Raw genomic sequence first — 24,402 nt, 5'->3', positions numbered from 1 at the left:
TGCCGTCAGAATTTACCTATTTTATGCGCTGCCAAAAACTAACCTATGACCGCTGAGGCACTTTACTACCTGATTATCGGGATCCTCCTGCTGGACTACCTGGCAGACCGGATCCTGGACTACCTCAATGCCCGGAGGTTCGGGGATCCAATGCCCGAGGAGGTACGGGACCTCTACGACCAGGAGGCCTACCAAAAATCCCAGGCCTATAAAACCGTGAATTACAGGTTCGGTCTGCTGGCCGCAACAGCCTCCCTGTTGATCACCCTGGCTTTCCTGATTTCCGGGGGGTTTGGATGGCTGGATTCCCTTGCCGCATCGGTAAGCCCCCACCCGGTGGGGCAGGCCCTGACCTTCTTCGGGCTGCTGTTCCTGGGCGGGGAAATCCTGGGCTTGCCCTTCGCCTATTACCAGACCTTTGTGATCGAGGAACGGTTCGGGTTCAATAAGCAAACCCCGGCCCTTTTTTGGACGGATAAATTGAAAGGCTGGGCACTCGCCATGGTTTTCGGGGGCGGCATGCTGGTCCTGGTCATGTGGTTATACGCGTGGGTCGGGCAGGGCTTCTGGGTGTACGCCTGGATCCTCATTACAGCCTTTACCGTATTCATGAATTTGTTTTACAGCCGCCTGATCGTCCCCCTGTTCAACCGGCAACAGCCCCTTGAGGACGGGCCCCTGAAAGACCGCATCTACGAATACGCCCGGCAGGTGGGCTTTGAACTCCAGAAAATCTTTGTGATCGACGGCTCCCGTCGTTCCACGAAGGCCAATGCCTATTTTTCCGGTTTCGGCAACCAGCGGCGGGTAACCCTGTACGATACGCTGATCAAGGATCTGGAGGAGCAGGAAGTGGTTGCCGTGCTGGCCCATGAGGTAGGGCATTACAAAAGAAACCACATCCTGTTCAACCTGCTTACCTCCGCGGCGCTTACCGGGGTAACCCTGTATGTGCTTTCCCTGTTCATCAACCACCCGGAACTCTCCCTGGCCATCGGGGTGGACCGCCCGAGTTTTCATGCCGCCCTGCTGAGCTTTGCCCTGTTGTACAGCCCCATATCGGAAATCACCGGCCTGGTGATGAATTACTTCTCCCGGAAATTTGAATTCGAGGCAGACGCTTTTGCCCGGGAGACCTTTGCCGCAGAACCGCTGGTCAGCTCCCTCAAGAAGTTATCCCGCAACCACCTGAGCAACCTCACCCCCCACCCGGCCTATGTATTTGTCCGGTATTCCCACCCGCCCCTGACGGCCCGCATCCGGAATTTACGGGATGCCGAAAAAGGGCGGAAAGTGCGATAATCCCCGGGGATCGCGAAGAATTCGACGCCGGACCCCTCCCGGAAATGGGCGAAGGCCTTACCTTTGCAGCGTTCCAATTCCCGAATACAATGATTGAAATGAAACAGAATATTGAGAATATCGAGCTGCGGTATCTCACCATGAAGGACTACGAGGAGCTGAAGGAAGCCATGATACAGGCGTATCCGAGCATGCCGGAAGACTACTGGGAAAAAGGGGATATCCGGTCGCTGATCAAAAAATTCCCGGAAGGCCAGGTGGTGATCAAGGTAAACAATTCCCTGGCGGGCTGTGCCCTTTCGATCATTGTCGACAGTGCGCTCCTGGACGGCACCCACACTTACCAGGACATCACGGGGAACGACACGTTTAACACCCATCATCCCGAGGGGGATGTACTCTATGGGATTGATATATTTATCAAGCCTGAATTCCGGGGCCTCCGCCTGGGGCGGCGTTTGTATGACTACCGGAAGGAACTTACCGAAAAACTGAACCTCAAGGGCATCGCCTTCGGGGGCCGGATGCCGAATTACCATCGCTATGCCGAAGAACTCACCCCCAAACAATACATCGACCGGGTACGCCGCAAGGAACTGGACGACCCGGTCCTGAATTTCCAGATCGCCAACGACTTCCACCCTTCCAAAATCCTGAAAGGCTACCTGAAGGACGACTCGGACTCCAACGGGTTTGCCGTACTGATGGAATGGGACAATATCTACTACGAAAAGCCCACCCGCAAGGCCACTACCCGGAAAAAAGTGGTCCGCCTGGGCCTGATCCAGTGGCAGATGCGGCATTACCGCGACCTGGACGGGGTCATGCAACAGGCCGAATACTTCCTGGACTCCGTCTCCGAGTACCGTTCGGATTTTGCCCTGTTCCCCGAATTTTTCAATGCCCCCCTGATGGCAGCCTACAACCACCTGCCGGAAGCGGAGGCCATCCGGATGCTGGCACAGCATACCCCGGAGGTGATGCGCCGCTTTTCGGAACTCGCTATCTCCTACAACATCAACATCATCACGGGCAGCATGCCCGAAATCAGGGACGGCCTCCTCTATAATGCCGGCTACCTGTGCCGCCGGGACGGAACCACCGAGCGCTATGACAAGTTGCACATGACCCCTGATGAGGCCCGGTTGTGGGGCATGCAGGGAGGCGATATCCTGCAGTCCTTCGATACGGATTGCGGCAAGGTAGGCGTCCTGATTTGCTACGACATCGAATTCCCCGAACTCAGCCGGTTACTGGCAGATCAGGGCCTGGACATCCTGTTTGTACCCTTCCTCACGGATACCCAGAACGGGTATTCCCGTGTCCGTAACTGCGCCCAGGCGCGGGCCATTGAAAATGAGTGTTACGTGGCTATTGCCGGCAGCGTCGGAAACCTTCCCAAGGTCCATAACATGGACATACAATATGCGCAGTCTGCCGTATTGACGCCCTGCGATTTTGCCTTCCCTTCGGACGGGGTCAAAGCGGAGGCAACCCCGAATACGGAAATGATACTGATTGCCGACCTGGACATGGACCTGTTGCTCGAACTGAACCAACTGGGCAGTGTCCGGAACCTGAAGGACCGCCGGCTGGATTTGTTCGAATTGAAGAAAAAACGGGTAAAGAAGCCAAAAGAGGAAGAATGATTCCCGGGCAGTTCATCGGGAACCCGCCGCAGGGAAAGAACATGCGCTCCCGGTACCGCGAAGCCGGGGACATCCCGTACCGGGTTTTCGGACAGCCCGCCCCCTGAATGGCCCGGTGCAAATTCAGGGGGTGATATTCCCATTTGGGCATCTTTTTCTGTATCTTATTTCCCTTATCTGATCAGCTATGGCCAAACTTTCCTTCAACATCAACCAGGAGCAATTCGAAGCCGAGGTCAAAAGCGGAACTTCCCTGCTGTGGGTGCTCCGGGAACACCTGGGGCTTACCGGAACCAAATACGGGTGCGGCATCGCCCAGTGCGGCGCCTGTACCATCCACATAGACAACCGCCCGATGCGCGCATGCATCCTCCGTGCGGAGGATTACGCCAACGGGCAGCAAATCACGACCATCGAGGGACTATCCGGTTCGGGAGAGCATCCCCTCCAAAAAGCCTGGATAGAAGCACAGGCACCCCAGTGCGGTTACTGCCAGTCAGGCCAGATCATGCAGGCCGCTGCATTACTCGATCAGAACCCCAGTCCCACAAGGGAGGAAATCCGTGCGCATATGAGTCCCATTCTCTGCCGGTGCGGCACCTACCTGCGGATTGAAAAGGCGATCCGGATAGCCTCGGAAAACGGTACCCCTTTACAACAATAGCACATGGAAACAAACACTTATACTGCAAGTCGCCGTAATTTTTTAAAGGCCACAGGCGGCTTTACACTATACATCGGGGTATCCGGCATCCTTCCGGGACTCATTTCCTGCGAAGACCCGAAAAAGCTCGAAGCGGCCCTGAAAAAGGAACCGCTGACGGCCTGGGTTAAACTTTCATCAGACGGGGAAATGGTCATTTTCAACCCGGCAGCAGAAATGGGACAGGGTTCCATGACGGCCCTGCCGGCCATTTTCGCAGAGGAAATGGATGCGGACTGGAGCAAGGTGCATGTGGAATTTTCGCCCCAGGTAACCGAGGTGTATGGCTCCCCGGGCTGGGCCCCGGGCAGCAAGCTGATGTTCACCGTCGGCAGCCGCACCACCAACAGCTATTTTGATGTGATGCGCCGGGCCGGGGCCGAGGCCCGCTATATCCTTCTGTACTCCGCTTCGAAAACCTGGGGGGTACCAATGGGCGAACTGACAACCGAGCCGGGATATGTGGTTCACCCCGAATCGGATCGCCGGCTCGGGTACGGGGAGATCGCCTCCGGCCTGCAAATACCCGAAACCCTCCCGGAGAATATCCCGCTTAAGAAATCCTCGGAATACCGGTTGGTGGGCCAGGACCTGCAGCGGACTGAACTTCCCGAAAAGGTAAATGGACGGGCACAATTTGCCATAGATATCCGCCTGCCGGATATGGTTTACGGGGTGTTGGAACGAGGGGATTTGCACGGGGCAGCCCCTGAGCTGCAGAACGAGGCAGAAATCCTGGGGATGGACGGCGTGCTAAAAATCATCCGCCTGGACTATGCCATAGGCCTGATCGCGACCTCTCTGGAAGGCGCGCTGGAGGCGAAAAAAAACCTGCGTATCTCCTGGGGGACTTCAGCAGCCAGTGGTTTTGATTCCGGGACGGCTTACCGGGAATACGAAAAAATTGCCGCAGGGAATGCCCGGGGCGAGGTCATCGTGGAAAGCGGGGATGTCGACAAAGCCTTTAACTCGGCAGCCCGGCGAATAACCGCAGATTTTAAAAACGACTATATCTATCACGCGCAGATGGAACCCCTAAACGCGGTGGTGCAGGTTGCCGCCGACGGGGGCAGTGCGGAAGTATGGGTAGGGAGCCAGCAGGGCCCGGATTCCAAGCTGGGGGTACCGGAACTCCTGGGCATCCCGCCCGAAAATGTCACCATAAACCTCCAGTACCTCGGCGGGGGCTTTGGCCGTCGCAGCATGAATGATTTTGTTTCCGAATGCGTCCTACTGGCCCAGGAAGTGGCCCCTAAGCCCGTAAAACTCATCTGGACCCGTGAGGATGACGTCCGATACGGTGCCTTCCGGCCGATGAGCCTGCAGCGCGTCACAGCAGGAGTGGATTCCGGTGGGAAGCTCACGGGGTTTGCGCATTGCGTGGTCGGGGACGGGGGGAACCTGGTGGCCAGCGGCATCCGCAACGACCATTACCGGATCCCGAACCAATTGGCCGAATGGCGGGAAGCCCGGCACGGGATCCGGCTCAAGCACTGGCGATCCGTGGGGCATGGCCCGAATAAATTCGCAATCGAACACATGCTCGACCTGGTTGCAACCGACCTGAAAAAAGACCCGGTGGCCCTCCGCCGGGAATTGATGGCCGACGCGCCGAGGGCCCTTGCCACCCTGGACAAGGTAGCCGAAATGGCGGATTGGGACACACCGGCCCCGGAGGGCCGCGCCCGGGGGGTGGCCTTTGTGGAACACGGCTCCCTGGGGTCGGGGATCTGTGAAATCTCCCTGGACCGGGATACCGGGAAAATCACCGTCCACCACTTCTGGTGTGCCGTGGACCCCGGCATAGCCGTGCAGCCCGATAATATCAAAGCCCAGATCGAAGGGGGGATCATCATGGGCATGAGCAGCGTGCTCAGCGAACAGATCACCATCCGGGACGGCCGGGTACAGCAATCCAATTATAGCGACTACCGGTTGTTGCGGATGCAGGATGCACCCGAAAGCATCGAAACGGTCATCCTCGGTTCCGACCAGCATCCGGAAGGTGTGGGGGAAACGGGCACCCCCCTTGTAGCCGGGGCGATTGCCAATGCCTTTTTGAAACTGACCGGAAAATCCCTCAGGCACCTGCCCTTTACCCCGGAACGCGTCCTGGAAGTCCTCAACGCCTGATTGGAATGCCCTGCAAATGAAAACAAGATTCCATCCCGTGCTCAACCTGACGGATTCCGAACGGAAGGGCCTCCGGGCCCATGGCGTCAAAATCCGTGAAATCCCCGACTACGCCACCGACGAACTGGAGGTCATCCTCGGTGCCTCCCCCGAACGGGCCGATCTTTTGAGGGCCCGGGCCGAATTCCAGCAGATTCCCTCCGTGGGGATCCACTTTGCCGATGACCTCTACTTCCTGGGGTACCGGCGTATCCAGGAGCTCCGGGGACTGGACGGTGCCACCCTTACGGACACCTATGAGTTCCGGAAAGGATACCGGACGGACCCTTGCGTGGAAGACCAGTTCCGGCTCGCGGTACATTATGCGAAGACCGGGGACAGCAGCCGCAGGTGGTGGGATTTTACCGCAGAACGCAAGGCCTTCCGGGAAACGGCCGGGTATCCGGAAAACCGCCCGGAGGTGTCGTATTTTGACCTCCTCCAATCCGAAAACTGAGTCCTGTGCGCCTGAAAACGAAACCGAAATACGGAATCCAATTTTTTGTCCTCCTGCTGGCCGCGACCGCACCCACTGCCTTCGCCCAGCCAGCCGGGGCCGTTGCCCCAACCGATACCCTGGTCCTTGACCGGGCCGGTTATGCAGAAAAACTAGAGGGGTTCTGGCTTGCCGAATGCATTGCCAACTGGACGGGCCTGGTCACCGAAATGGACAAGATCGGCAACATCGGGGATATCCGGACCGGGGAATTTTACACCCGGGAAGACTGGGGGAAACCGGACCAACCCAGCATCTTTACGCCGGATTCGCCCAGTCCGCTTTCCGCTACCATCGATTTTGTATTCCGCGGGCCGGACAGCATCTGGGGTGCCGACGACGACACCGATATCGAATATATGTACCAGCACCTGCTGGCCACTCACCAAACCGCCGTATTGACGCCGGAACAAATCCGGGAAGGCTGGCTCAGGCATATCCGGAAAGAGGAGGAAAACTACCTCTGGGTCTCCAACCAGCGCGCCCTGGACCTGATGCAGGAAGGAATCCTGCCGCCCCGAACCAGTGACCCCGCGCTCAATGAACACTGGGAAATGATCGATGCCCAGCTGACCACGGAAATCTTTGGCCTCCTCTCCCCTGCCCGCCCGGATGTGGCGCTGCAGATGGCCCATCTGCCCATCCGCACCTCGGCTGGCGGGCAGGCGGCCCTGATTTCCGAATTCTACGTAATCATGCATTCCCTGGCCCCCCTGGTCGACCCCGGGAAACCTCTGGAGGGGCAGTTGTTCGAAATTGCGGAAATGGCCCGCACCCATTTGCCTGAAAGCGGCTATTCCGCCCGCATGTACGACTTTGTCAAATCCCAATACGAATCCGGGATTCCCTGGGAACAGGCACGGGATGCCATTTACCAGCGCTATCAGGTCGAACGGCAGGACGGGTATGACATTACCTCCCAAAACCTGTATTGCAACGGGTGTTTTGCAGCAGGGATCAATTACGCGGCCAGCCTGGTCAGCCTGTTTTACGGCAGGGGCGATTTAAAGGAAACCATTAAAATTGGCGTTTTGTGTGGCTGGGATTCCGACAACCCGACGGCCACATGGGGCGGGTTGCTCGGGTTTATCCTGGGACGCCAGGGGGTGGAAAAAGCCTTTGGCCGCACCTTCTCCGACCGGTTCAATATCCACCGGACCCGGCAGAATTTTCCAAACGGGGGTATCGATACCTTCGGGCAAATGGCCCAGACGGGACTGGAGGTGATCGACCGGGTCGTCCCCCGCGAGATGGGTGGCAGGCTCAGCGACGGGGATACCGCCTGGCGGATACCCCTGATATCGGATCCCTTTCCCGTATCCCGACTCAAAGAGTAAAAAATGCTTCCAGAAACAGCCAGAAATCCCTTATTGCCGAGAATTGAAACGATGCCCGGAATGCTCCTTGCCGGTAGTTGCCGCGCCATGTCCCTGATGGATAATCAGACCCGGGAACTCTGGCAGGAATTCATGCCCCTTCGCAACCACATCCCCGGGCGGGTTGGAAACGAACTCTACTCCGTCGACATTTACCCGGACGCGGAATACCTCAGGGACTTCGACCCCCACCGCACATTCAGGAAGTGGGCCGGCGTCCCGGTAACCACCTGGGAGGGCCTCCCGGAACCGTTAGAAAAACTGGAACTTCCCGAGGGGCTGTATGCAGTCTTTCGCTACCGGGGCAGTCCCCGGACTGTCGGCGCATTTTATCACCGGATACTGACCGAATGGTTACCGGCCTCCCTTTACGACCTGGAACACAGGCCGCACCTTGCGGTTATGGGCCCGACTTATCTGGGGGACCACCCGGATTCCGAAGAGGACCTCTGGATACCCGTCCGCGTAAAGGACGGGGCTTCCTGAAACCGACAAACTACCCACATTCAAGGGCAGCCTCGGGTTACCGGCCAAAATTCAAATCTCCATTTCCAGCAGAAAGGAACCCAGGGTCTTCCCGTGTTTATCCAGGGTGGTGGCCGAAGTTACACCGCCTGCAAGGGCGTTGTGGAGCACAAAATTCAGGGCCCCGAGCTGGGGCAATTCATAGCGCCGGACTTCCGTGACCCCCAGGCTGGAAAAAAACTCCCGGACCCGGGATGCGGTAACCCGCTCCCGGAGCAATTCAAAATCAGTTGGGTCATAGGCGATGAGGGAAATATTCGAGATGTTCCCCTTATCCCCGGTACGTGAATGCGCTATCTCGTAGAGTTTCATCTGATCAGGTTTCCATGTATTTGACCGTATGTGCCACCTCGCTTTTGGGGAGAAGCACGGATGCCACCGAAATCAGTTCTTCGACCCGCTTGGAGGCACCGCCTCCCCCAGCCGGGCCATTCGTATACAAGGCTTCCACCTCGTTGGCGATCCGGCGCGCAACTTCCGGGTCTTCCGACCTCCCTGCCACCCGCAGGCGGACTTCCCTGGGGGCGGGGCTGCGATTTCCGGCAGAAGGGCCCAGGGAATCATAGCCGATTAGGTCAATCCTCAGGTCTGCTATGGATCCGGCTACCGGCTCCAGCCACCTGCGGACCACCTCGCCGGCCAGTCGGGCGCGATCAAGGCAGTTGGCACCCCCGTAGCTTATCTGTCCTTCCCCGAGATAGCCATTGCGATACCCCACGCTGACCTTATAGGTGTCGGTCGGGGGACTGCCCCCGGCCCCTGAAAAGGCCACTTCATCCGTTTTTTCCGAATGGAGGTGAACGCCCGAAAAATCTGCTGTACAATCCGGGGTCAGATACGCAGCGGGATCGTGGATTTCATAAAGCAACTGTTCGGTAACCGTCGCCGTACTCACCTGCCCGCCCGTACCCTCCAGCTTGGAGATAAAACCGTTCCCGTCCGGGTATACCTCCGCAAAGGGGAATCCCACGCGCCACAACTCGGGGACGTCCTTCCGGCCGGGGTCGGCAAAATACCCGCCACTTACCTGGGCCGCACATTCGAGCAGGTGCCCGACCAGTGTACCCCTGCCCAGCCGCTGATAATCGGAGATATCCCAACCAAAGGCATGCATGATGGGTGCAAGGAAGAGGGCGGGGTCGGCCACCCGACCGGTAATGATGACATCCGCCTTATGCCGCAGGGCTTCAAGCAAGGGGGCAACCCCCAGGTAGGCATTGGCGGATACGATCCGGCTACCCAGGCTTTCGAGGGCCATTCCGGTTTCCAGAATTTTCAGACCGGGCCGGTTGCGTACCTGTTCCAGTACGTCGTCACCGGTCACAGCCGCAATCCTCATGCCCCGGAGGCCTTGTTTTGTTGCAATCCCGGCGGTTTTAGCCGCTGCCCCCGCAGGATTGGCAGCTCCCATGTTGGTCAGCACGCCAATGCCGTGTTTCCGGGCCAGGGGGAGCAGGTGTTCCATCCGATAAGCCAGCATGGGGTTGTAACCCGCCTTAGGATCCCGGTCCCGTTCGCGCTGGGCCAGGGCGATGGTCCGCTCTGCAAGGCATTCGAAACCGATAAAGTCCAGGCGGCCCCGCTCCATGAGTTCCAGGGCAGGTTCCAGGCGGTCGCCCGCATATCCCGCCCCGCTTCCGATCCGTAAACTATCGCTCATATTATAGAGATATTGCGCCAACGAGCAGTGAAACAAACAGGATGATCAGGGTGGTCAGGAAGGCATAGGGGATGGTCTTCCGCTGATGGTCCCCAAGGTCCACCCCTGTGAGACCGACAAGGAGGTAGGTAGCCCCCGTGAGGGGACTTACAGGGAATCCCGTGGTCATTTGACCGGATATGGCCGCACGGCCTACTTCCAATGCATCCCCCCCAAAATATTCCGCCGTTGAGCCTAAAAGGGGCAGGATCCCGAAATAAAAGGAATCCGGGTCAAATAACAAGCTGGCAGGCATGGAGCAAACCCCGGTGATAATCGCCAGGTGGCCCCCTACCCAATCCGGCAGTACGGCTACCGAACCCTCGGCCATTGCATCGATCATGCCGGAGCCTTTGAGGATCCCTGTAAAGCATCCGGCGGCAAAAAGGATCCCCGCCATCAGCAGGGCCGCCTTTGCATGTGCATTGATCCGATCCGCCTGCTGTTTCAGGTTGGGGTAATTCAGCGTAACGGCCAGGGCAAAGGCGATGATAAACACCACATGGGGCGGGGCAAGGCCGGAAATCAAAAAGACCACCGCGGCCAGGATCATCGCGATGTTGACCCAAAACAGCCGGGGACGTTCCAGGTCGGGGTCCGTTTCGGGAAGCTCCATGGAAATCCCCTCCGTATTTCCCGGGTCGGCCCCTGTCCCGGACGCGGCCCTGAGCCCCATTCTGTAAGACAGGAAGAGCACAAATCCCAGGCCCGCCAACACAGGCAGCAGCATCGGGTTGAAAAGTTCGGTAACCGGAACCTCCAGGGCCGAAGCCGCCCGCAGCGTCGGCCCCCCCCAGGGAAGTATATTCATGGTCCCGGCTGCCAGTGCCACAATGGTGGCCAGGGTCGTCCGGGGCATTTTCAATTCGTCGTACAGCGGCAGTAAAGCGGGAACGGTAACCAGGAAGGTTACGGCTCCGGAGCCGTCCAGATGGACCATCATGGCCAGCAGGGCCGTTGCCACGGCAATCCTTGCAGGATGTCGCCCGGCGGCTCTTAACAACCGTTCAATGATGGGCCGGAATGTGCCCGCGTCGGTGAGGATACCAAAAAAAAGGATGGCGAAAATAAACATGACCCCAGTCGGGGCAATGGTTTGGATGCCCTCGGTCATAAAACCGAAGAGTTCCGTCCCGAACCCGCCTGCCAGGCCGGTCAGGAGCGGGACAACGATAAGCGCCACGATCGCTGAGGCCCTTTTGCTCATAATCAGGAAAAGCAGGATGGCGATGGTAAGGACTCCCAGGAGGGCTAGCATAGCGACTGATCTGAACCCCTAAAGTACAAGATTCCCGGGGATCCGTGAAAATGCCGCTCAGGAAGTCGACAGGTTTTGCTTAAATTCCTTAATTTCCAGCTGATTTCCAATTGATTTCCAACTGATCAGATCTTATGAAAAAAACGATGCTCCTGCTGCTGATCCTTTTTGCGGAGTTGCTGCAGGCACAAACCGCCGGAGGCAAAGTCATTGTCGATTCCCTTTACTCTGCCCGTCTCGAAAACCCCATGGGGGAGGCAACCACCCGGGCACTCTCCGTGTACCTGCCTCCCGGCTATGACAATAGCGGGGAGCGTTACCCGGTAATCTACTTCCTGCATGGCTTTATGGGGGATCATACCCTGTATCCCCAGATGGTGGATATCCTGGATCACGCCATCGAAAAAAAGAAAATCCGGCCATTTATCCTGGTAATCAGCGACCAGAAAACAACTTATGACGGCAGCTTCTACAGCAACTCGGGCCTTTTTGGCAACTGGGAGGATTTTACCGCCCTGGACCTGGTCGGGTACATGGATACCCATTACCGGACCCTGCCGGACAAAAACAGCCGGGGGATCACGGGACACAGCATGGGAGGGTACGGGGCCCTGAAGATCGCCATGCACCACCCGGATATTTTCGGGAGTGTCTATGCCCTGAGTCCGGGTGCCCTTGCAATCGTCAGGGAATACGGCCCCAACAGCACCACCTACAGGGACCTGGCGGCAATCCGTACAGCGGAGGAACTCAGTAATTCCTATTTCCCCAGGGTAATTGTCGCCTTTGGGCGCTCCTGGTCCCCCAACCCGGACAACCCGCCTTTTTATTGTGACGTACCCTTTGAATACCAGGGGGACTCCCTGGTTACCCGCCCGGAGGTCCTGGCCAAGTGGCAGGCAAACATGCCCGTCCATATGATCGAGGACAACCTGGAAAACCTGCGGCAGCTCCGGGGCATTGCCCTGGACTGGGGGAGGAATGCCGGGGAGCGTTTTACCCAGCAGTGCAACATGTTCAGCCAGCGACTGGAAAATGCGAATATCACTCACTTCGCCGAGGAGTACATCGGCACGCACACCAGCGGCATATATACGCGGGATGGCCGGATCCCCAATGACATGCTGCCATTTTTTGACCGGTACCTTTCCTTCGAGTCCGATTAATCTTTATTTACATGAATCGACCGCTTTTTACCTTCCTCATCCTGGCCCTTTTAGGCCACTACAACCTCCTTTGCCAGGCGGATCCGGATATCCGCACCCAACGGATCGAATGGCCCGGCGATACCCGGACGGCAGTGGTCCGGGACACGCTCTCCGGATACCGGATCGCGGACTACCTGTTCTCGGCCCAAGCCGGGCAATACCTCAATATCAGCCTGGCGACCCAAAACAGCGCCAATTACTTCAACCTGATGGAGCCCGGGGAAGCCTATGAGGCCGTCTTCATCGGGTCGGTATCGGGGAACCAGTACGAGGGGACGTCTGCAAAAAGCGGGGAGTACCGCATCCGGGTTTACCTGATGCGCAGTGCGGCCCGCAGAGGGGAAACAGCAGATTTCCGGCTGGAGGTCATCCGGGGCAAACAACCCGAGGCGGATGCCTTGGTCCCGGGGACCCCTTTCCACGCCACGGGCCAGGTGCCTTGTGGGGTGAACGGAACGGAACAATGCAATTTCGGGGTGATCCGCAGCGGAAACGGCTCCGGCAGGGTGATCCTGACCCTCCAGGACGGCACGCGCCAAACCATCCTCTTTGAGAACGGCCGGGCAATTGGCTGCGACCCGCTACCCGCCACCGGGGAATTCCAGTCCTCCCACGAGGGAGACGTGTTCATCATCGGGATCGGGGACGCGCAGTATGAAATTCCGGATGCGGTGATTTACGGGGGCTGAACCCGATAAAATGGCCGATACTTCCCGTCAACAGGCATGGTTTTTGTTGGTATGCTTTTGAATTTGTGCTACTTTTAATCCATGGCGCCGCAAACACTCATACAAAAGGAGAACAAGGAGATCGCCAAGCAGTACAAGGAACTGCTGCGCATCAGCTACCAGACGCTGTCCGACGAGGACAAGCGCCTGATCCGGCAGGCCTTTGACGTAGCCGTGGATGCCCATAAGGACCAGCGCCGCAAATCGGGCGAAGCCTACGTATTCCACCCGATAGCGGTAGCGAAGATCGTCGCTTCGGAAATCGGGCTGGATGCCGTGAGCATCGCATCGGCCCTGTTACACGACGTGGTGGAGGATACCCCCTACACGCTGAACGATATCGAGCGGATGTTCGGGGAGACGGTTGCGCGGATCGTCGACGGGCTGACCAAAATTGCCCACCTGAAGAAGGACACGAATATTTCCCAGCAGGCGGAGAATTTCCGCAAGATGCTGCTGACCCTCCACGACGACGTCCGGGTGATCATCATCAAGATCGCCGACCGCTACCACAACCTGCTTACCATGGACTCCATGCCGGAATACAAGCAGGTGAAAATCGCCTCGGAAACCCTCTATATCTACGCCCCCCTGGCGCACCGTATCGGGCTGTACAATATCAAGACGGAACTCGAGGACCTCAGCCTGAAATACACCGAACCGGAGGTCTACAATGATATCCTGAGCAAAATTGAGGATACCAAGGAGGAACAGACCCAGTATATCGAGGATTTCTCGGCCATCATCCGGGACTCCCTGGACCGGGAGGGGCTCAACTACACGATCAGGGGGCGGATGAAATCCATCCATTCCATCCGCCGCAAGATGCAGACACAGAATGTGAGCTTCGACCAGATCTACGACAAATTCGCCATCCGCATCATCTATAAATCGGACCGGAAAAACGAGAAGTTCCTCGCCTGGAAGATCTACTCTATCGTAACGGACCACTTCACCCCCAACCCGGTACGCCTACGGGACTGGATCTCCTCCCCCAAAAGCACCGGGTATGAAGCCCTGCACATCACCGTGATGGGCCCAAAAGGGCGCTGGGTAGAGGTGCAGATCCGCTCGGAGCGCATGCATGAGATCGCCGAAAAGGGCTATGCCGCCCATTTCAAGTACAAACACGGCGACCAGAAGGAACAAGGCATCGAAATCTGGCTCAACCGCCTGCAGGAAGCCCTGGAGAGTTCCAACGGGAGTGCCGTGGACTTTGTAGAGGAATTCAAGCTCAACCTCTATTCCAAGGAGATCTTCGTCTTTACCCCTTCAGGGGAACTGAAATCCCTGCCTAAAGGGGCGACCCCCCTGGATTTTGCCTTCCACATCCACACGGAGGTGGGCATGCATACCCGGGGCGCCAAGGTCAACGGCAAACTGGTCCCGCTCAACACCGTACTCAGGAGCGGCGACCAGGTGGAGGTGATTACCTCGGAAAGCGCCAAACCCAACCAGAACTGGATGGATTATGCCACCACCGGGCGGGCGCGTTCCAAGATCCGCTCTTCCCTGCGGGAGGAGAAAAAGGAACTTGCCGTGGAGGGCAAGGAAACCCTGAGGCGCAAACTGAAATCCCTGAAAATCACCCTGAGCGAGGATGTGGTCAACAAGATGGTCGTGTTCTTCAAGCTGCAGACCAGCCTGGACCTTTTCTACCGGGTGGGCAACGGCGCCATTGACAACCAGCAGATCCGGGATTTCGCGGCTTCCTACAACAATGCGTTCATCAGTTTTTTCAAGAACAAGATCCGGCGCAAGGAAACCCCCAAGGATATCGACCGGGACGAGATCACGGCCAAGTACGATATGCTCGTCTTCGGGAAGGAAGAGGAAAAGCTCAGTTATACGCTCTCCAAGTGCTGCAACCCGATCCCCGGGGATGAGGTCTTTGGCTTTGTCAGTGTCAACGAAGGCATCAAAGTCCACAAAAAGAACTGCCCCAACGCCATCTCCCTCCAGTCCAATTACGCCTACCGGATCATCTCCGCCAAGTGGGTGGACTCCACCCAGGAGGAGTTTACCGCCCAGATCCGGATGAGCGGCATCGACAATATGGGGCTGATCAACGACATCACCGACCTGATTTCGGATGAGATGCACGTAAATATGCGCAATATCAATTTCAGCACGGACGGGGGTACCTTCGAAGGCAAGATCACCGTGGTGGTCAAAAACAAGGCCATCCTCAAAAAACTCGTCGCAAACCTCAAGGAGATCAACGGCATCGACAAGGTGATCCGCCTCTGAGGCGACACCCGCCTAAATTCGGCCGCAACTTGTGGCTATTCCTAATTTTAAGCGTATTTTTGTAGGCGGATTTAGCTCCACTGCCCATGGCCGACAAGAATCAGGAAATCGTCAAAAACGTGTTTACCAGTTTTCTGGAAGACAACGGGCACCGCAAAACCCCCGAGCGGTACGCCATCCTGCAGGAAATCTATGACAGTGACGACCATTTTGATATCGAATCGCTCTATATCAAGATGAAAAACAAGAATTACCGCGTCAGCCGGGCCACCCTGTACAATACCATCGAATTGTTGCTGGAGTGCAAGCTGGTGCGCAAGCACCAGTTCGGCAAAAACCAGGCCCAGTACGAAAAATCTTATTTCGACCGACAACACGACCATGTGATCCTCACCGACACCGGGGAGGTTGTGGAGTTCTGCGATCCGCGCATCCAATCCATCAAGAAGACCATCGAGGAGGTTTTCGATATCAAAATCAACAATCATTCGCTTTACTTCTACGGGACCCGGAACCGTAGCGAGGAAACCGCCAAAGAATCATAACCGACCCATGTCTGTAGATCTGCTGCTCGGCCTCCAGTGGGGAGACGAGGGAAAAGGAAAAATCGTCGATGTACTAACTGCCGATTACGATATAATCGCGCGCTTCCAGGGCGGGCCAAACGCCGGCCATACCCTGGAATTCGATGGCATCAAACACGTGCTGCACACCATCCCCTCAGGGATCTTCCACCCCAAAGCCATCAATGTGGTCGGGAACGGGGTGGTCATTGACCCGGTCATTTTCCGGGGGGAGCTGGAAAAATTGAAGGACTTCCCGGTCGACCCCAAAAAAAGCCTGTTGATTTCCCGGAAGGCACACCTGATCCTGCCGACCCACCGCTTGCTCGACGCCGCTTCGGAAGCTGCTAAGGGCAAAGCCAAGATCGGCAGTACCCTCAAGGGGATCGGACCGGCCTACATGGACAAGACCGGCCGCAACGGCCTCCGGGTGGGGGACCTGGAAATGTCCGACTGGCGGGATAAATACCGGGCCCTGGCCGACAAGCACGAGGCGATGATCCACTTCTACGACGTGGACATCCATTACAACCTTCAGGAACTGGAGGCGGATTTCTTCACGGCCGTGGAACGCCTGAAGGAACTGACCTTCATCGACAGCGAGGAATACCTCTTCCGCGCCATGGATGCGGGGAAACGCATTTTGGCGGAGGGCGCCCAGGGATCCCTGCTGGATATCGATTTCGGCACTTACCCCTACGTAACCTCATCCAATACCACTGCTGCGGGAGCCTGCACGGGCCTGGGCATTGCCCCGGGCACCATCGGGGACGTCTACGGTATCTTTAAGGCCTATACCACCCGGGTGGGGAGCGGCCCCTTCCCCACGGAGCTTTTTGACCAGGACGGGGAAACCATGGGCCGCGTGGGGAACGAATTCGGCGCCACGACGGGCAGGCCGCGCCGCTGTGGCTGGCTGGACCTGGTGGCCCTGAAATACGCGGTACGCATCAACGGGGTCACCCAGCTGATGATGATGAAGGCCGACGTGCTAAGCGGCTTTGAGACCATCCGGGTCTGCACGGCCTACCAGTACAAAGGCGAGCAGATCGACCACCTGCCCTACACGCTTGAAGCGGAACACCTGACCCCTGTGTACACGGAGATGCCCGGCTGGAAGGAAGATCTGACCGGGATGACCAAAGCTTCCGAGCTGCCCGAAACCCTCAACGCATATATCGCATTCCTGGAAGAAGCCCTGCAGACCCCCATCCGGATTGTCTCCGTCGGGCCGGACCGCCTGCAGACCATCCGGCGCTGATGCCTGCCCGGGCTCCCTGTGAGCGGGTGGCAACCAAGTGCTAAATGCATGTGAAATCCTTCGGGACCGGTTCAATTTATGCTACTTTTGGACAAATTTCCAGATTGAAAAACGCCTTTGCCATACTGGCCTTCCTGCTGACGGTACTCCCCCTGGGTGCCCAGGCGGACAGCACCCTGGACCGGAGGATCACCATCGTGTACGGGGGGAATTTCACCAAAGATGAAAGCCTGAGACCCGGGGCGTCGATTTTCAGCAAGGATACCCGGCAGGTCCAATTTGAGCACCAGGGTGCCGACCTCTGGTGCGATTACGCCTTCCTGTACCAGAAGGACAACCGGCTCGAAGCCATTGGGAACGTCCGCCTGCAACAGGGAGATTCCGTGCTGATGACCAGCGGCAGGGTGGAATACAACGGCAACCTCCGACTGGCCAAAGCCTATGAAACGGTGCGGCTCAAAAACCGGTCGATGACGCTGACCACGGATACCCTGTATTTTGACCGGGAAAAACAGGAAGCGTACTACCGGGATTACGGCCGGATCGTGGATTCCGTCAACACCCTCACCAGTCGGGTGGGCCGCTACTATATGGAGCCCAAGAAATACCAGTTCCAGGATTCGGTGCTGATTACCAACCCGGACTACACCCTGGAATCCACGCGCCTGGACTATTACACCACTTCCAAAAATGCCTATATGTATGGCCCCTCAACCATTACCGGGGAGGACTACACCCTTTACTGCGAGCGCGGGTACTACGACACCCAGGTAGAACAGGGGTACGGCATCCGCAACACTGAAATCCACTACAACAACCGGATCATCGAGGGAGACAGCGTCTACTTTGACAAGGCCACGGCCTTTGCCTCGGCCACCAACAATATCAAGATCACGGACACCCTTAACAATGGCGTGATCCGGGCCCACTATGCGGAGGTGCACCGCGAAAAGGATTCGGTGTTTGCCACACGGCGGGCCGTCTCCATCAGCCTGGTGGAACAGGATTCCCTCTATATGCACGGGGATACGCTCATGGTGACTGGCAAACCGGAAGCGCGTATCTTAAGGGCTTTCCGGGGGGCCCGGTTCTATAAAACGGATCTCAGCGGGAAATGCGATTCCATCCATTTCGAGGAGCGAACCGGTATCACGCAGCTGATCCGCGACCCGGTGATGTGGAACCTGGAAAACCAGATGACCGGCGACAGCATCTACCTGCTCAGCGACCTCGAAACCGAAAAGCTGGACTCCCTGAAGGTCATCGGGAATGCCTTCCTGGTATCGGAGGATACCATCGGCCATCGCGGTTACAACCAGGCAAAGGGCAAGGACCTGCTCGGCAAGTTCATCGACGACCAGCTCAAAATCGTGGACCTTGTCGGGAATACCGAGGTGGTCTATTTCATGTACGACGATGACAACCAGCTGATTGGCATTGACAAAACCCTCTGCAGCCGGATCCGCCTCCTGATGGAGGACAGCGACATCGAGGACATCACCTTTTTTGTAGACCCGGACGGGGTTATCTTCCCGGAAAAGGACTTGCCGGAGGACAGCCGGATCCTCGAGGGGTTTACCTGGAGGGGGGAGGAACGCATGCGGTCCTGGGAGGAGATCTTTGACGATGACGACAACAACCTCGTCCTGCCGGAAATCCGGGGGCTGAGCGAACCGATCGACCGGGATTCGGACCCCACCCCCGGTGAGGAACCGGCGGCCTCCCCCGCCGGGACACAACCCGTACCGAAACGAAGCGCGGGCAAACCGGCCCCCGAAAAATCCGGAAGGTGAACAAAGAATTCCTCTCATACCAGGCACAGACCACCCCCCACCCCCTCGGTCTGGAGATCGAACGGGCCTCTGGGAGTTATGTGTATGACCGGGAGGGAAAAGCCTACCTGGATTTTATCGCCGGGGTTTCCGCCTGTACTCTGGGCCATTGCCACCCCGGGGTGGTGGCGGCCGTGCAGGAGCAGGCAGGGAAGTACATGCACGTGATGGTTTACGGGGAATTTGCCCTGGAACCGGCTGTGCGATTTTGCAGGGAACTGGCAGACGCCCTCCCGGCTCCGCTGGAAACGACCTACCTGGTCAATTCCGGGACGGAGGCCATGGAAGGGGCTATGAAACTAGCGCGCCGGGTAACCGGCCGATCCCGGATCATCGCCGCAGCAGATGCCTACCACGGAAATACCTACGGGAGCCTGAGCCTGATGAGTTTCGAATCGCGCAAAGCCCCGTTCCGTCCGCTGCTGCCCGATATCCGGCACATCCGTTTCGGGGAGGAGGCCGACCTGGAAAAGATAGACCACCATACGGCAGCCGTTGTCCTGGAGACCATCCAGGGGGGTGCGGGGTTCCGGCTCCCCCCGGAAGGCTACCTGGCAAAGGTCCGGGAGCGGTGCAACCAGGCCGGGGCCCTGCTGGTCCTGGATGAGATCCAGCCCGGATTCGGCCGGACGGGAAAACTTTTTGCCTTTGAGCATTACCACTGTGTACCGGACATCCTCGTGATGGGCAAAGGCATGGCGTCGGGCCTGCCTGTAGGGGCGTTCACCGCCTCCAGGGAGCACATGGCCACCTTGAGCGACCAGCCAAAACTGGGGCATATCACCACCTTCGGCGGCAACCCCGTCATTGCCGCAGCGGCCCTGGCCACCCTGCGGGAGTTGCAATCCGGGGATTACATGCGGGAAGCCATCCGTAAGGAACAGCTTTTCAGGGAGCTCCTGAGGCACCCGCTTATCCTCGAAATCCGGGGACGGGGCCTGATGCTGGCCCTGATCCTGGCAGATGCGGCTGCGGCAAATCACCTGATCCTGGAGTGCCAGCGACGCGGGCTCCTGCTCTTCTGGCTGCTCTTTGAACCGCGGGCCGTGCGCATTACCCCGCCCCTGACTATCTCGGAGGCGGAAATCAGGGAGGGATGCAGGACCCTCCTGGAGGTACTGGATACCTCCCCGGGGACCCCTGTTAACTAATTTGTTGATAACAAAGGCTCCTTCCGCCCCTTTTCAAGCTATCAAAAACTATTTTTAAATCCATACGGAAACCAAACGGACTTCTATGACGCTCGATCCGAATGAACAACCCAGCCAATCCATCCTCAAATTTGAATCCATGTTAAAGACCGATGAGGTCTATTTCTTTGATTCTGAGGATTTTGAGGAAATCATCCACCACTACCTGAACAACGGTAAAATCGCCCTGGCCAAAAAGGCCATCCGCATGGGGTTGCAGCAGCACCCGGACTCCCTGGAACTGCAGTTGCTGAAGGTGGAGGTACTCGTTTTCGAAAACCACCTGGACCGGGCCGAACACATCCTGGATCAATTGCAGGTGCTCGACGGGCTGAATGAGGAGATCTATATCCAGCGTGCAAATATCTGCTCAAAGAAAGACAACCACCCGGCGGCCATCGAACTCCTGTGGCAGGCGCTCGAAATTTCCGAAAACGATTTTGACGTCTATTCCCTCCTGGGGATGGAATACCTTTTCCTGGACGAATACAGCCAGGCGCAAACCTGTTTCATGAAGTGCCTGGAAGCCGATCCGGAAGATTACGCCTCCCTTTACAACGTGGTATACTGCTTCGAATTCCTCGAGGATTTTGAGGGGGCCATCCGCTACCTGAACGACTACCTGGAGACACGTCCCTATTGCCAGGTCGCCTGGCACCAGTTGGGCAAGCAGTACTACGCCATGGAAATGTTCAAGGAATCCCTGGCCGCCTTCGATTTTGCCATTATCTCTGACGACAGTTTCCTGGGTGCCTATTTTGAAAAGGGCAGGGTGCTCGAAAAACTGGGCCGGTACCAGGAAGCCATAGAAAACTATACGGTGACCACGGAAATGGACGACCCGACCTCCCACGCCTACCTGCGTATCGGCCGCTGCCACGAAAAACTGGGCATGGACCAGAAGGCCCGGGATTACTATTACCTGACCGTGCATGAAGACCCGCTGCTGGACAAGGGCTGGCTGGCCATCACGGATTACTATTTCAAGAAAAAGAATTACGGCAAGGCCCGGGAATACATCAACAAGGCCATCAATATCGATGGCGAAAACGCGGCCTACTGGTCGCGCTGCGGCAGGATTCACCTGGCCCTCCGGGAACTGGACCAGGCCGATTACGCCTTTAAAATGGCGGTGGACCTCGGGAATTACGAACTGGATACCTGGCTGCAATGGGCCCGCGTGTTGCTGGCCAACCAGGAAGTCGCCGCGGCGGCGGAAGTCCTGAAGCAGGGGGCGGAATTCCATCCGGATGCGGCCGAGGTACGGTATCTGCTCGCCGGAGTCTGCCGCATCCTCGGCCAGGACCGGAAGGCCTGTGGCCACCTGCGTGCCGCACTGGAAACTGCCCCCGGAAAACTCAAGCAATTCAAAAAACAATACCCCGATCTCTACGGGGCTTCCTGGGCGCAGCGCATCATTGGCGAATGCCGGAAAGCTTCCAAATAAAAAAGCTACTTTTGCTTTTTTATTGCTATGGATAAACCGGGGAAACTCCACTACTTCTGGATACTGGTCAAGGGCATGGCCATGGGGGCTGCCGATGTGGTCCCGGGGGTGTCAGGCGGCACCATTGCCTTTATCTCGGGTATTTACGAGGAGTTGATCACCTCCATTGACCAAATCCGGCCGAGCCTTTTGCGCATCTGGTCCAAACAGGGGTTCGCGGCCTTCTGGAAGGCCCTCAACGGCAGCTTCCTGCTCGCCCTCTTTGCGGGCATCGTCATCAGCGTATTTTCCCTTTCCCGCCTGCTCAGCTGGCTGCTTACCGAACACCCCGTACTGCTCTGGGCATTCTTTTTTGGCCTGGTCCTGGCCAGCATCATCTATGTAGCCCGTCAGATCAGCCGCTGGCGCCTCGCAGTCTGGACCATGCTCATTGCCGGCATCGCCATTGCCACCCTGGTGGTGTCACTGCCCGTTGCCGATCCAAATCCCGGGCTTCCGTACCTGTTCCTGTGCGGCGCACTGGCCATCTGCGCCATGATCCTCCCCGGTATCTCCGGGGCATTTATCCTGGTGCTGCTGGGGGGATACAAAACGGCTCTGGATGCTGTGCACCAGCGGGACCTCACGGTATTGCTGACCCTGGCGCTGGGGGCGGTATTCGGGCTGCTCAGTTTTGCACGCCTGCTCAAATGGATGTTCGTCCGGTTCCGCAACGGCACCCTGGCGCTGCTTACCGGCTTTATCATCGGGTCCATGCAAAAGATCTGGCCCTGGAAAAAGGTTCTCGAAAGCCGGATATACGACGGGAAATCCATCGTAGTCCGGGAAGCGAATGTCTCCCCCTGGAATTTTGACGGGGACCCCATGCTCTGGCAGGCGCTCCTGCTCGCAATTGCCGGCTTTGTAATGATCCTGCTGCTGGAACGGCTTGCCGATCAAAAGAATGTATCCCACTGATGTACCAGCCCAGAACCATATCGGACCGTATCCTCTTGTTCATCAAGGGACTCGCCATGGGGGCTGCCAACAAGGTGCCCGGGGTTTCCGGGGGGATCGTGGCTTTTGTAGTGGGATTCTATGAGGAATTCATCTACTCCCTGCAAAAAATAAACCTGAAAGCCTTTAAACTCCTCCTGGGGGGACGGTTCCGGAGTTTTTACCGCTATGTCAACGGGCCCTTCCTCTCCATGTTGATCCTCGGGATGCTTTTCAGCTATTTCAGCGTTTCCAAAGTCCTCGATTATTTCCTGGAACAAAAGGAACTCTTCGTGTGGGCCGCCTTCTTCGGGATGATCATCGGATCCATTTACTTTATCTCCAAGGATTTTGAGCACTGGAATAAAAAAACGGTACCCGCAGGCATCCTGGGGCTGGTGATCGGGATTTCCATCAGTTTTTTGAGCCCCGCCCGTGAAAACGACAACCTGCTGTTCATCTTCTTCTGTGGGATCATCAGCGTTTCCGGGATGACGTTGCCCGGTCTCTCCGGGTCCTTCATCCTGATCCTGCTGGGCAACTACGTCCTCCTGCTGGTGGATTCGGTAAATGCGCTCTACGACACCCTTGCCGAGATGCTGGTGGGGGATTTCAGCTTTATCCGCAACCTGCCCCGGCTCCGGACCCTGCAGATACTGGCTGTATTTACCGCGGGATCGGCCGCAGGCCTGGTTACCCTCTCCCACTTGCTGGGCTATGTGCTAAAGCACTACAAACACCTGACCACGGCGGTGATCATCGGGTTTATCACAGGTTCCCTGGGGGTGGTATGGCCGTGGAAACGGACCATCTTCCTGACCGGCCCGGACGGTGAGCCCCTTCTGGATTCCAACGGGGACCGGATTATCGCAAATTACCAGCGCTACCTGCCCGACCTGGGGGTTTCCGAAAACCTTTGGGCCCTGCTGTTTATCGGGATCGGGATCGGGATCCTGGTGCTGCTGGAGTGGTATGGCAAAAACAGGAGGCTCAACTTAAAAAAACAGCCGTAGCATGCACAGGTACGGGCTTATCGGCAGGAATATCTCCTACTCTTTTTCCCGGGGGTTCTTCAGGGAAAAATTCCAAAAGCTGGGCCTGGACGACCATTCCTATGAGAATTTTGACCTGGATGCCATTGGTGACTTTCCCGGCCTGCTCCGGGAAAACCCCGACCTCCGGGGACTGAACGTAACCATCCCGTACAAGCAGGCCGTGATGCCCTACCTGGGCCGCATTGACCCGGAGGCCGCCCGGATCGGGGCCGTCAACACCATCTGTTTCCGGGACGGTACCACTTCGGGTCACAATACAGATGTAACCGGGTTCCGGGAATCCCTCAGGCCGCTGTTGCGGTCCGGCGACCACAGCGCGCTGATCCTGGGGACCGGGGGGGCCTCCAGGGCAGTCGCTTACGCCCTGGACCAATTGGGGATCGGATACCGGTATGTATCCCGGAACCCGTCCGGGGAAAGGCTCGGGTACCACCAGCTGGACGCATCCATCCTCGCCGGGGTTCAGGTGATCGTAAACTGCACCCCCCTGGGGACCCACCCGGAAATTGAAAAACACCCGGACCTGCCCTACGATGCCCTCGGGCCCGCCCACCTGCTCTACGACCTGATCTACAACCCGGAGCGAACAGAATTCCTTTCCAGGGGCCTGAGCCGGGGGACACGCATCAAAAACGGCCTGGAGATGCTGCAGATACAGGCCGAGCACGCATGGAAGTTGTGGACGGCCACCGGCGCCTCCGGGCAACCCTAGG

General features: G+C 57.5%; 21 protein-coding genes. 18 read left to right on the top strand and 3 right to left on the bottom strand.

Translation table 11 applies throughout. From position 1 onward, the window contains the following. The first annotated feature begins 45 nt into the window (after positions 1-45). The 7 genes from H7F20_RS07715 to H7F20_RS07685 all read left to right on the top strand — a co-directional run bounded on the left by H7F20_RS07715 (position 46) and on the right by H7F20_RS07685 (position 8,184). The gene (locus H7F20_RS07715; RefSeq protein ID WP_185785519.1) at positions 46-1,302 is read left to right on the top strand and encodes a M48 family metallopeptidase; all 1,257 of its coding nucleotides are present in this window, start codon (positions 46-48) and stop codon (positions 1,300-1,302) included. Between the two features lie 98 nt (positions 1,303-1,400). Next, positions 1,401-2,951, top strand: a complete 1,551-nt coding sequence (locus H7F20_RS07710) for a carbon-nitrogen hydrolase family protein (protein WP_185785518.1) — start codon at positions 1,401-1,403, stop codon at positions 2,949-2,951. 187 nt (positions 2,952-3,138) lie between these two features. Next, on the top strand, positions 3,139-3,615 hold the full coding sequence (locus H7F20_RS07705) for a (2Fe-2S)-binding protein (RefSeq protein ID WP_185785517.1): 477 nt from the start codon (positions 3,139-3,141) through the stop codon (positions 3,613-3,615). Between the two features lie 3 nt (positions 3,616-3,618). Further along, positions 3,619-5,787, top strand: coding sequence for a xanthine dehydrogenase family protein molybdopterin-binding subunit (locus H7F20_RS07700; protein WP_185785516.1), 2,169 nt, complete (start codon positions 3,619-3,621; stop codon positions 5,785-5,787). Positions 5,788-5,803: 16 nt separating this feature from the next. Continuing rightward, positions 5,804-6,283, top strand: coding sequence for a helix-hairpin-helix domain-containing protein (locus tag H7F20_RS07695; protein ID WP_185785515.1), 480 nt, complete (start codon positions 5,804-5,806; stop codon positions 6,281-6,283). Between the two features lie 5 nt (positions 6,284-6,288). Then, a complete protein-coding gene (locus H7F20_RS07690; RefSeq protein ID WP_370588489.1) occupies positions 6,289-7,659 on the top strand; it encodes an ADP-ribosylglycohydrolase family protein in 1,371 nt (456 codons plus the stop codon). A gap of 3 nt (positions 7,660-7,662) precedes the next feature. Further along, entirely contained in the window at positions 7,663-8,184 is a 522-nt protein-coding gene (locus H7F20_RS07685; protein ID WP_255444007.1) for a GyrI-like domain-containing protein, read from the top strand. A gap of 51 nt (positions 8,185-8,235) precedes the next feature. On the opposite strand, the gene H7F20_RS07680 is transcribed toward H7F20_RS07685, so the two are convergent. Genes H7F20_RS07680 through H7F20_RS07670 form a run of 3 tightly spaced genes read right to left on the bottom strand, consistent with a single transcriptional unit; the run spans position 8,236 to position 11,180 of the window. Then, complete coding sequence (locus H7F20_RS07680; RefSeq protein ID WP_185785513.1) at positions 8,236-8,535, bottom strand: hypothetical protein; 300 nt, start codon at positions 8,533-8,535, stop codon at positions 8,236-8,238. A 4-nt stretch (positions 8,536-8,539) separates the two neighbouring features. Beyond that, positions 8,540-9,883 carry an acyclic terpene utilization AtuA family protein gene (locus H7F20_RS07675; protein ID WP_185785512.1) on the bottom strand — a complete coding sequence of 448 codons (1,344 nt, stop codon included), beginning with the start codon at positions 9,881-9,883 and terminating at the stop codon, positions 8,540-8,542. Between the two features lies 1 nt (position 9,884). Then, complete coding sequence (locus H7F20_RS07670; RefSeq protein WP_185785511.1) at positions 9,885-11,180, bottom strand: CitMHS family transporter; 1,296 nt, start codon at positions 11,178-11,180, stop codon at positions 9,885-9,887. Between the two features lie 134 nt (positions 11,181-11,314). Here H7F20_RS07670 and H7F20_RS07665 point away from each other — a divergent pair, with 134 nt between their 5' ends. The 11 genes from H7F20_RS07665 (at position 11,315) to H7F20_RS07615 (ending at position 24,401) form a co-directional block, all read left to right on the top strand. Further along, positions 11,315-12,346 (top strand): alpha/beta hydrolase family protein, encoded by a 1,032-nt coding sequence (locus H7F20_RS07665; RefSeq protein ID WP_185785510.1) that lies wholly within the window; start codon positions 11,315-11,317, stop codon positions 12,344-12,346. Between the two features lie 11 nt (positions 12,347-12,357). Next, entirely contained in the window at positions 12,358-13,077 is a 720-nt protein-coding gene (locus H7F20_RS07660; protein WP_185785509.1) for a hypothetical protein, read from the top strand. 81 nt (positions 13,078-13,158) lie between these two features. After that, positions 13,159-15,366 (top strand): bifunctional (p)ppGpp synthetase/guanosine-3',5'-bis(diphosphate) 3'-pyrophosphohydrolase, encoded by a 2,208-nt coding sequence (locus H7F20_RS07655; protein ID WP_185785508.1) that lies wholly within the window; start codon positions 13,159-13,161, stop codon positions 15,364-15,366. A gap of 86 nt (positions 15,367-15,452) precedes the next feature. Further along, positions 15,453-15,911: a Fur family transcriptional regulator gene (locus tag H7F20_RS07650; RefSeq protein ID WP_185785507.1), complete on the top strand. Its 459-nt coding sequence runs from the start codon at positions 15,453-15,455 to the stop codon at positions 15,909-15,911. 7 nt (positions 15,912-15,918) lie between these two features. Further along, on the top strand, positions 15,919-17,190 hold the full coding sequence (locus tag H7F20_RS07645; protein ID WP_185785506.1) for an adenylosuccinate synthase: 1,272 nt from the start codon (positions 15,919-15,921) through the stop codon (positions 17,188-17,190). Between the two features lie 44 nt (positions 17,191-17,234). Beyond that, the gene (locus H7F20_RS07640; RefSeq protein ID WP_185785505.1) at positions 17,235-18,983 is read left to right on the top strand and encodes an OstA-like protein; all 1,749 of its coding nucleotides are present in this window, start codon (positions 17,235-17,237) and stop codon (positions 18,981-18,983) included. Continuing rightward, positions 18,980-20,173, top strand: coding sequence for an aspartate aminotransferase family protein (locus H7F20_RS07635; RefSeq protein ID WP_185785504.1), 1,194 nt, complete (start codon positions 18,980-18,982; stop codon positions 20,171-20,173). Before H7F20_RS07640 ends, H7F20_RS07635 begins: the two co-directional genes overlap by 4 nt. 85 nt (positions 20,174-20,258) lie before the next feature. Continuing rightward, the gene (locus H7F20_RS07630) at positions 20,259-21,659 is read left to right on the top strand and encodes a lipopolysaccharide assembly protein LapB (RefSeq protein WP_185785503.1); all 1,401 of its coding nucleotides are present in this window, start codon (positions 20,259-20,261) and stop codon (positions 21,657-21,659) included. A 27-nt stretch (positions 21,660-21,686) separates the two neighbouring features. Then, on the top strand, positions 21,687-22,616 hold the full coding sequence (locus H7F20_RS07625; RefSeq protein ID WP_185785502.1) for a DUF368 domain-containing protein: 930 nt from the start codon (positions 21,687-21,689) through the stop codon (positions 22,614-22,616). Beyond that, on the top strand, positions 22,616-23,647 hold the full coding sequence (locus tag H7F20_RS07620) for a DUF368 domain-containing protein (protein ID WP_185785501.1): 1,032 nt from the start codon (positions 22,616-22,618) through the stop codon (positions 23,645-23,647). The genes H7F20_RS07625 and H7F20_RS07620 overlap by 1 nt, the downstream gene beginning before the upstream one ends. A 1-nt stretch (position 23,648) precedes the next feature. Continuing rightward, complete coding sequence (locus tag H7F20_RS07615; protein WP_185785500.1) at positions 23,649-24,401, top strand: shikimate dehydrogenase; 753 nt, start codon at positions 23,649-23,651, stop codon at positions 24,399-24,401. The last annotated feature ends 1 nt before the right edge of the window (position 24,402 follow it).

Source organism: Robiginitalea sp. SC105 (genome assembly GCF_014243345.1).
Classification (GTDB): Bacteria; Bacteroidota; Bacteroidia; order Flavobacteriales; family Flavobacteriaceae; genus Robiginitalea.
The sequence above is the reverse complement of the archived record's forward strand: the minus strand, read 5'-3'. Positions and strand labels throughout refer to the sequence as shown.

What these genes read in the sequence shown, in the direction of transcription:
- H7F20_RS07675 (WP_185785512.1), bottom strand. Translation starts at nt 9,883, where the DNA reads ATGAGCGATAGTTTACGGATCGGAAGCGGGGCGGGATATGCGGGCGAC.
- H7F20_RS07650 (WP_185785507.1), top strand. Translation starts at nt 15,453, where the DNA reads ATGGCCGACAAGAATCAGGAAATCGTCAAAAACGTGTTTACCAGTTTT.
- H7F20_RS07705 (WP_185785517.1), top strand. Translation starts at nt 3,139, where the DNA reads ATGGCCAAACTTTCCTTCAACATCAACCAGGAGCAATTCGAAGCCGAG.
- H7F20_RS07670 (WP_185785511.1), bottom strand. Translation starts at nt 11,180, where the DNA reads ATGCTAGCCCTCCTGGGAGTCCTTACCATCGCCATCCTGCTTTTCCTG.
- H7F20_RS07685 (WP_255444007.1), top strand. Translation starts at nt 7,663, where the DNA reads ATGCTTCCAGAAACAGCCAGAAATCCCTTATTGCCGAGAATTGAAACG.
- H7F20_RS07655 (WP_185785508.1), top strand. Translation starts at nt 13,159, where the DNA reads ATGGCGCCGCAAACACTCATACAAAAGGAGAACAAGGAGATCGCCAAG.
- H7F20_RS07700 (WP_185785516.1), top strand. Translation starts at nt 3,619, where the DNA reads ATGGAAACAAACACTTATACTGCAAGTCGCCGTAATTTTTTAAAGGCC.
- H7F20_RS07660 (WP_185785509.1), top strand. Translation starts at nt 12,358, where the DNA reads ATGAATCGACCGCTTTTTACCTTCCTCATCCTGGCCCTTTTAGGCCAC.
- H7F20_RS07665 (WP_185785510.1), top strand. Translation starts at nt 11,315, where the DNA reads ATGAAAAAAACGATGCTCCTGCTGCTGATCCTTTTTGCGGAGTTGCTG.
- H7F20_RS07695 (WP_185785515.1), top strand. Translation starts at nt 5,804, where the DNA reads ATGAAAACAAGATTCCATCCCGTGCTCAACCTGACGGATTCCGAACGG.
- H7F20_RS07615 (WP_185785500.1), top strand. Translation starts at nt 23,649, where the DNA reads ATGCACAGGTACGGGCTTATCGGCAGGAATATCTCCTACTCTTTTTCC.
- H7F20_RS07640 (WP_185785505.1), top strand. Translation starts at nt 17,235, where the DNA reads ATGCATGTGAAATCCTTCGGGACCGGTTCAATTTATGCTACTTTTGGA.
- H7F20_RS07715 (WP_185785519.1), top strand. Translation starts at nt 46, where the DNA reads ATGACCGCTGAGGCACTTTACTACCTGATTATCGGGATCCTCCTGCTG.
- H7F20_RS07710 (WP_185785518.1), top strand. Translation starts at nt 1,401, where the DNA reads ATGAAACAGAATATTGAGAATATCGAGCTGCGGTATCTCACCATGAAG.
- H7F20_RS07645 (WP_185785506.1), top strand. Translation starts at nt 15,919, where the DNA reads ATGTCTGTAGATCTGCTGCTCGGCCTCCAGTGGGGAGACGAGGGAAAA.
- H7F20_RS07625 (WP_185785502.1), top strand. Translation starts at nt 21,687, where the DNA reads ATGGATAAACCGGGGAAACTCCACTACTTCTGGATACTGGTCAAGGGC.
- H7F20_RS07680 (WP_185785513.1), bottom strand. Translation starts at nt 8,535, where the DNA reads ATGAAACTCTACGAGATAGCGCATTCACGTACCGGGGATAAGGGGAAC.
- H7F20_RS07620 (WP_185785501.1), top strand. Translation starts at nt 22,616, where the DNA reads ATGTACCAGCCCAGAACCATATCGGACCGTATCCTCTTGTTCATCAAG.
- H7F20_RS07630 (WP_185785503.1), top strand. Translation starts at nt 20,259, where the DNA reads ATGACGCTCGATCCGAATGAACAACCCAGCCAATCCATCCTCAAATTT.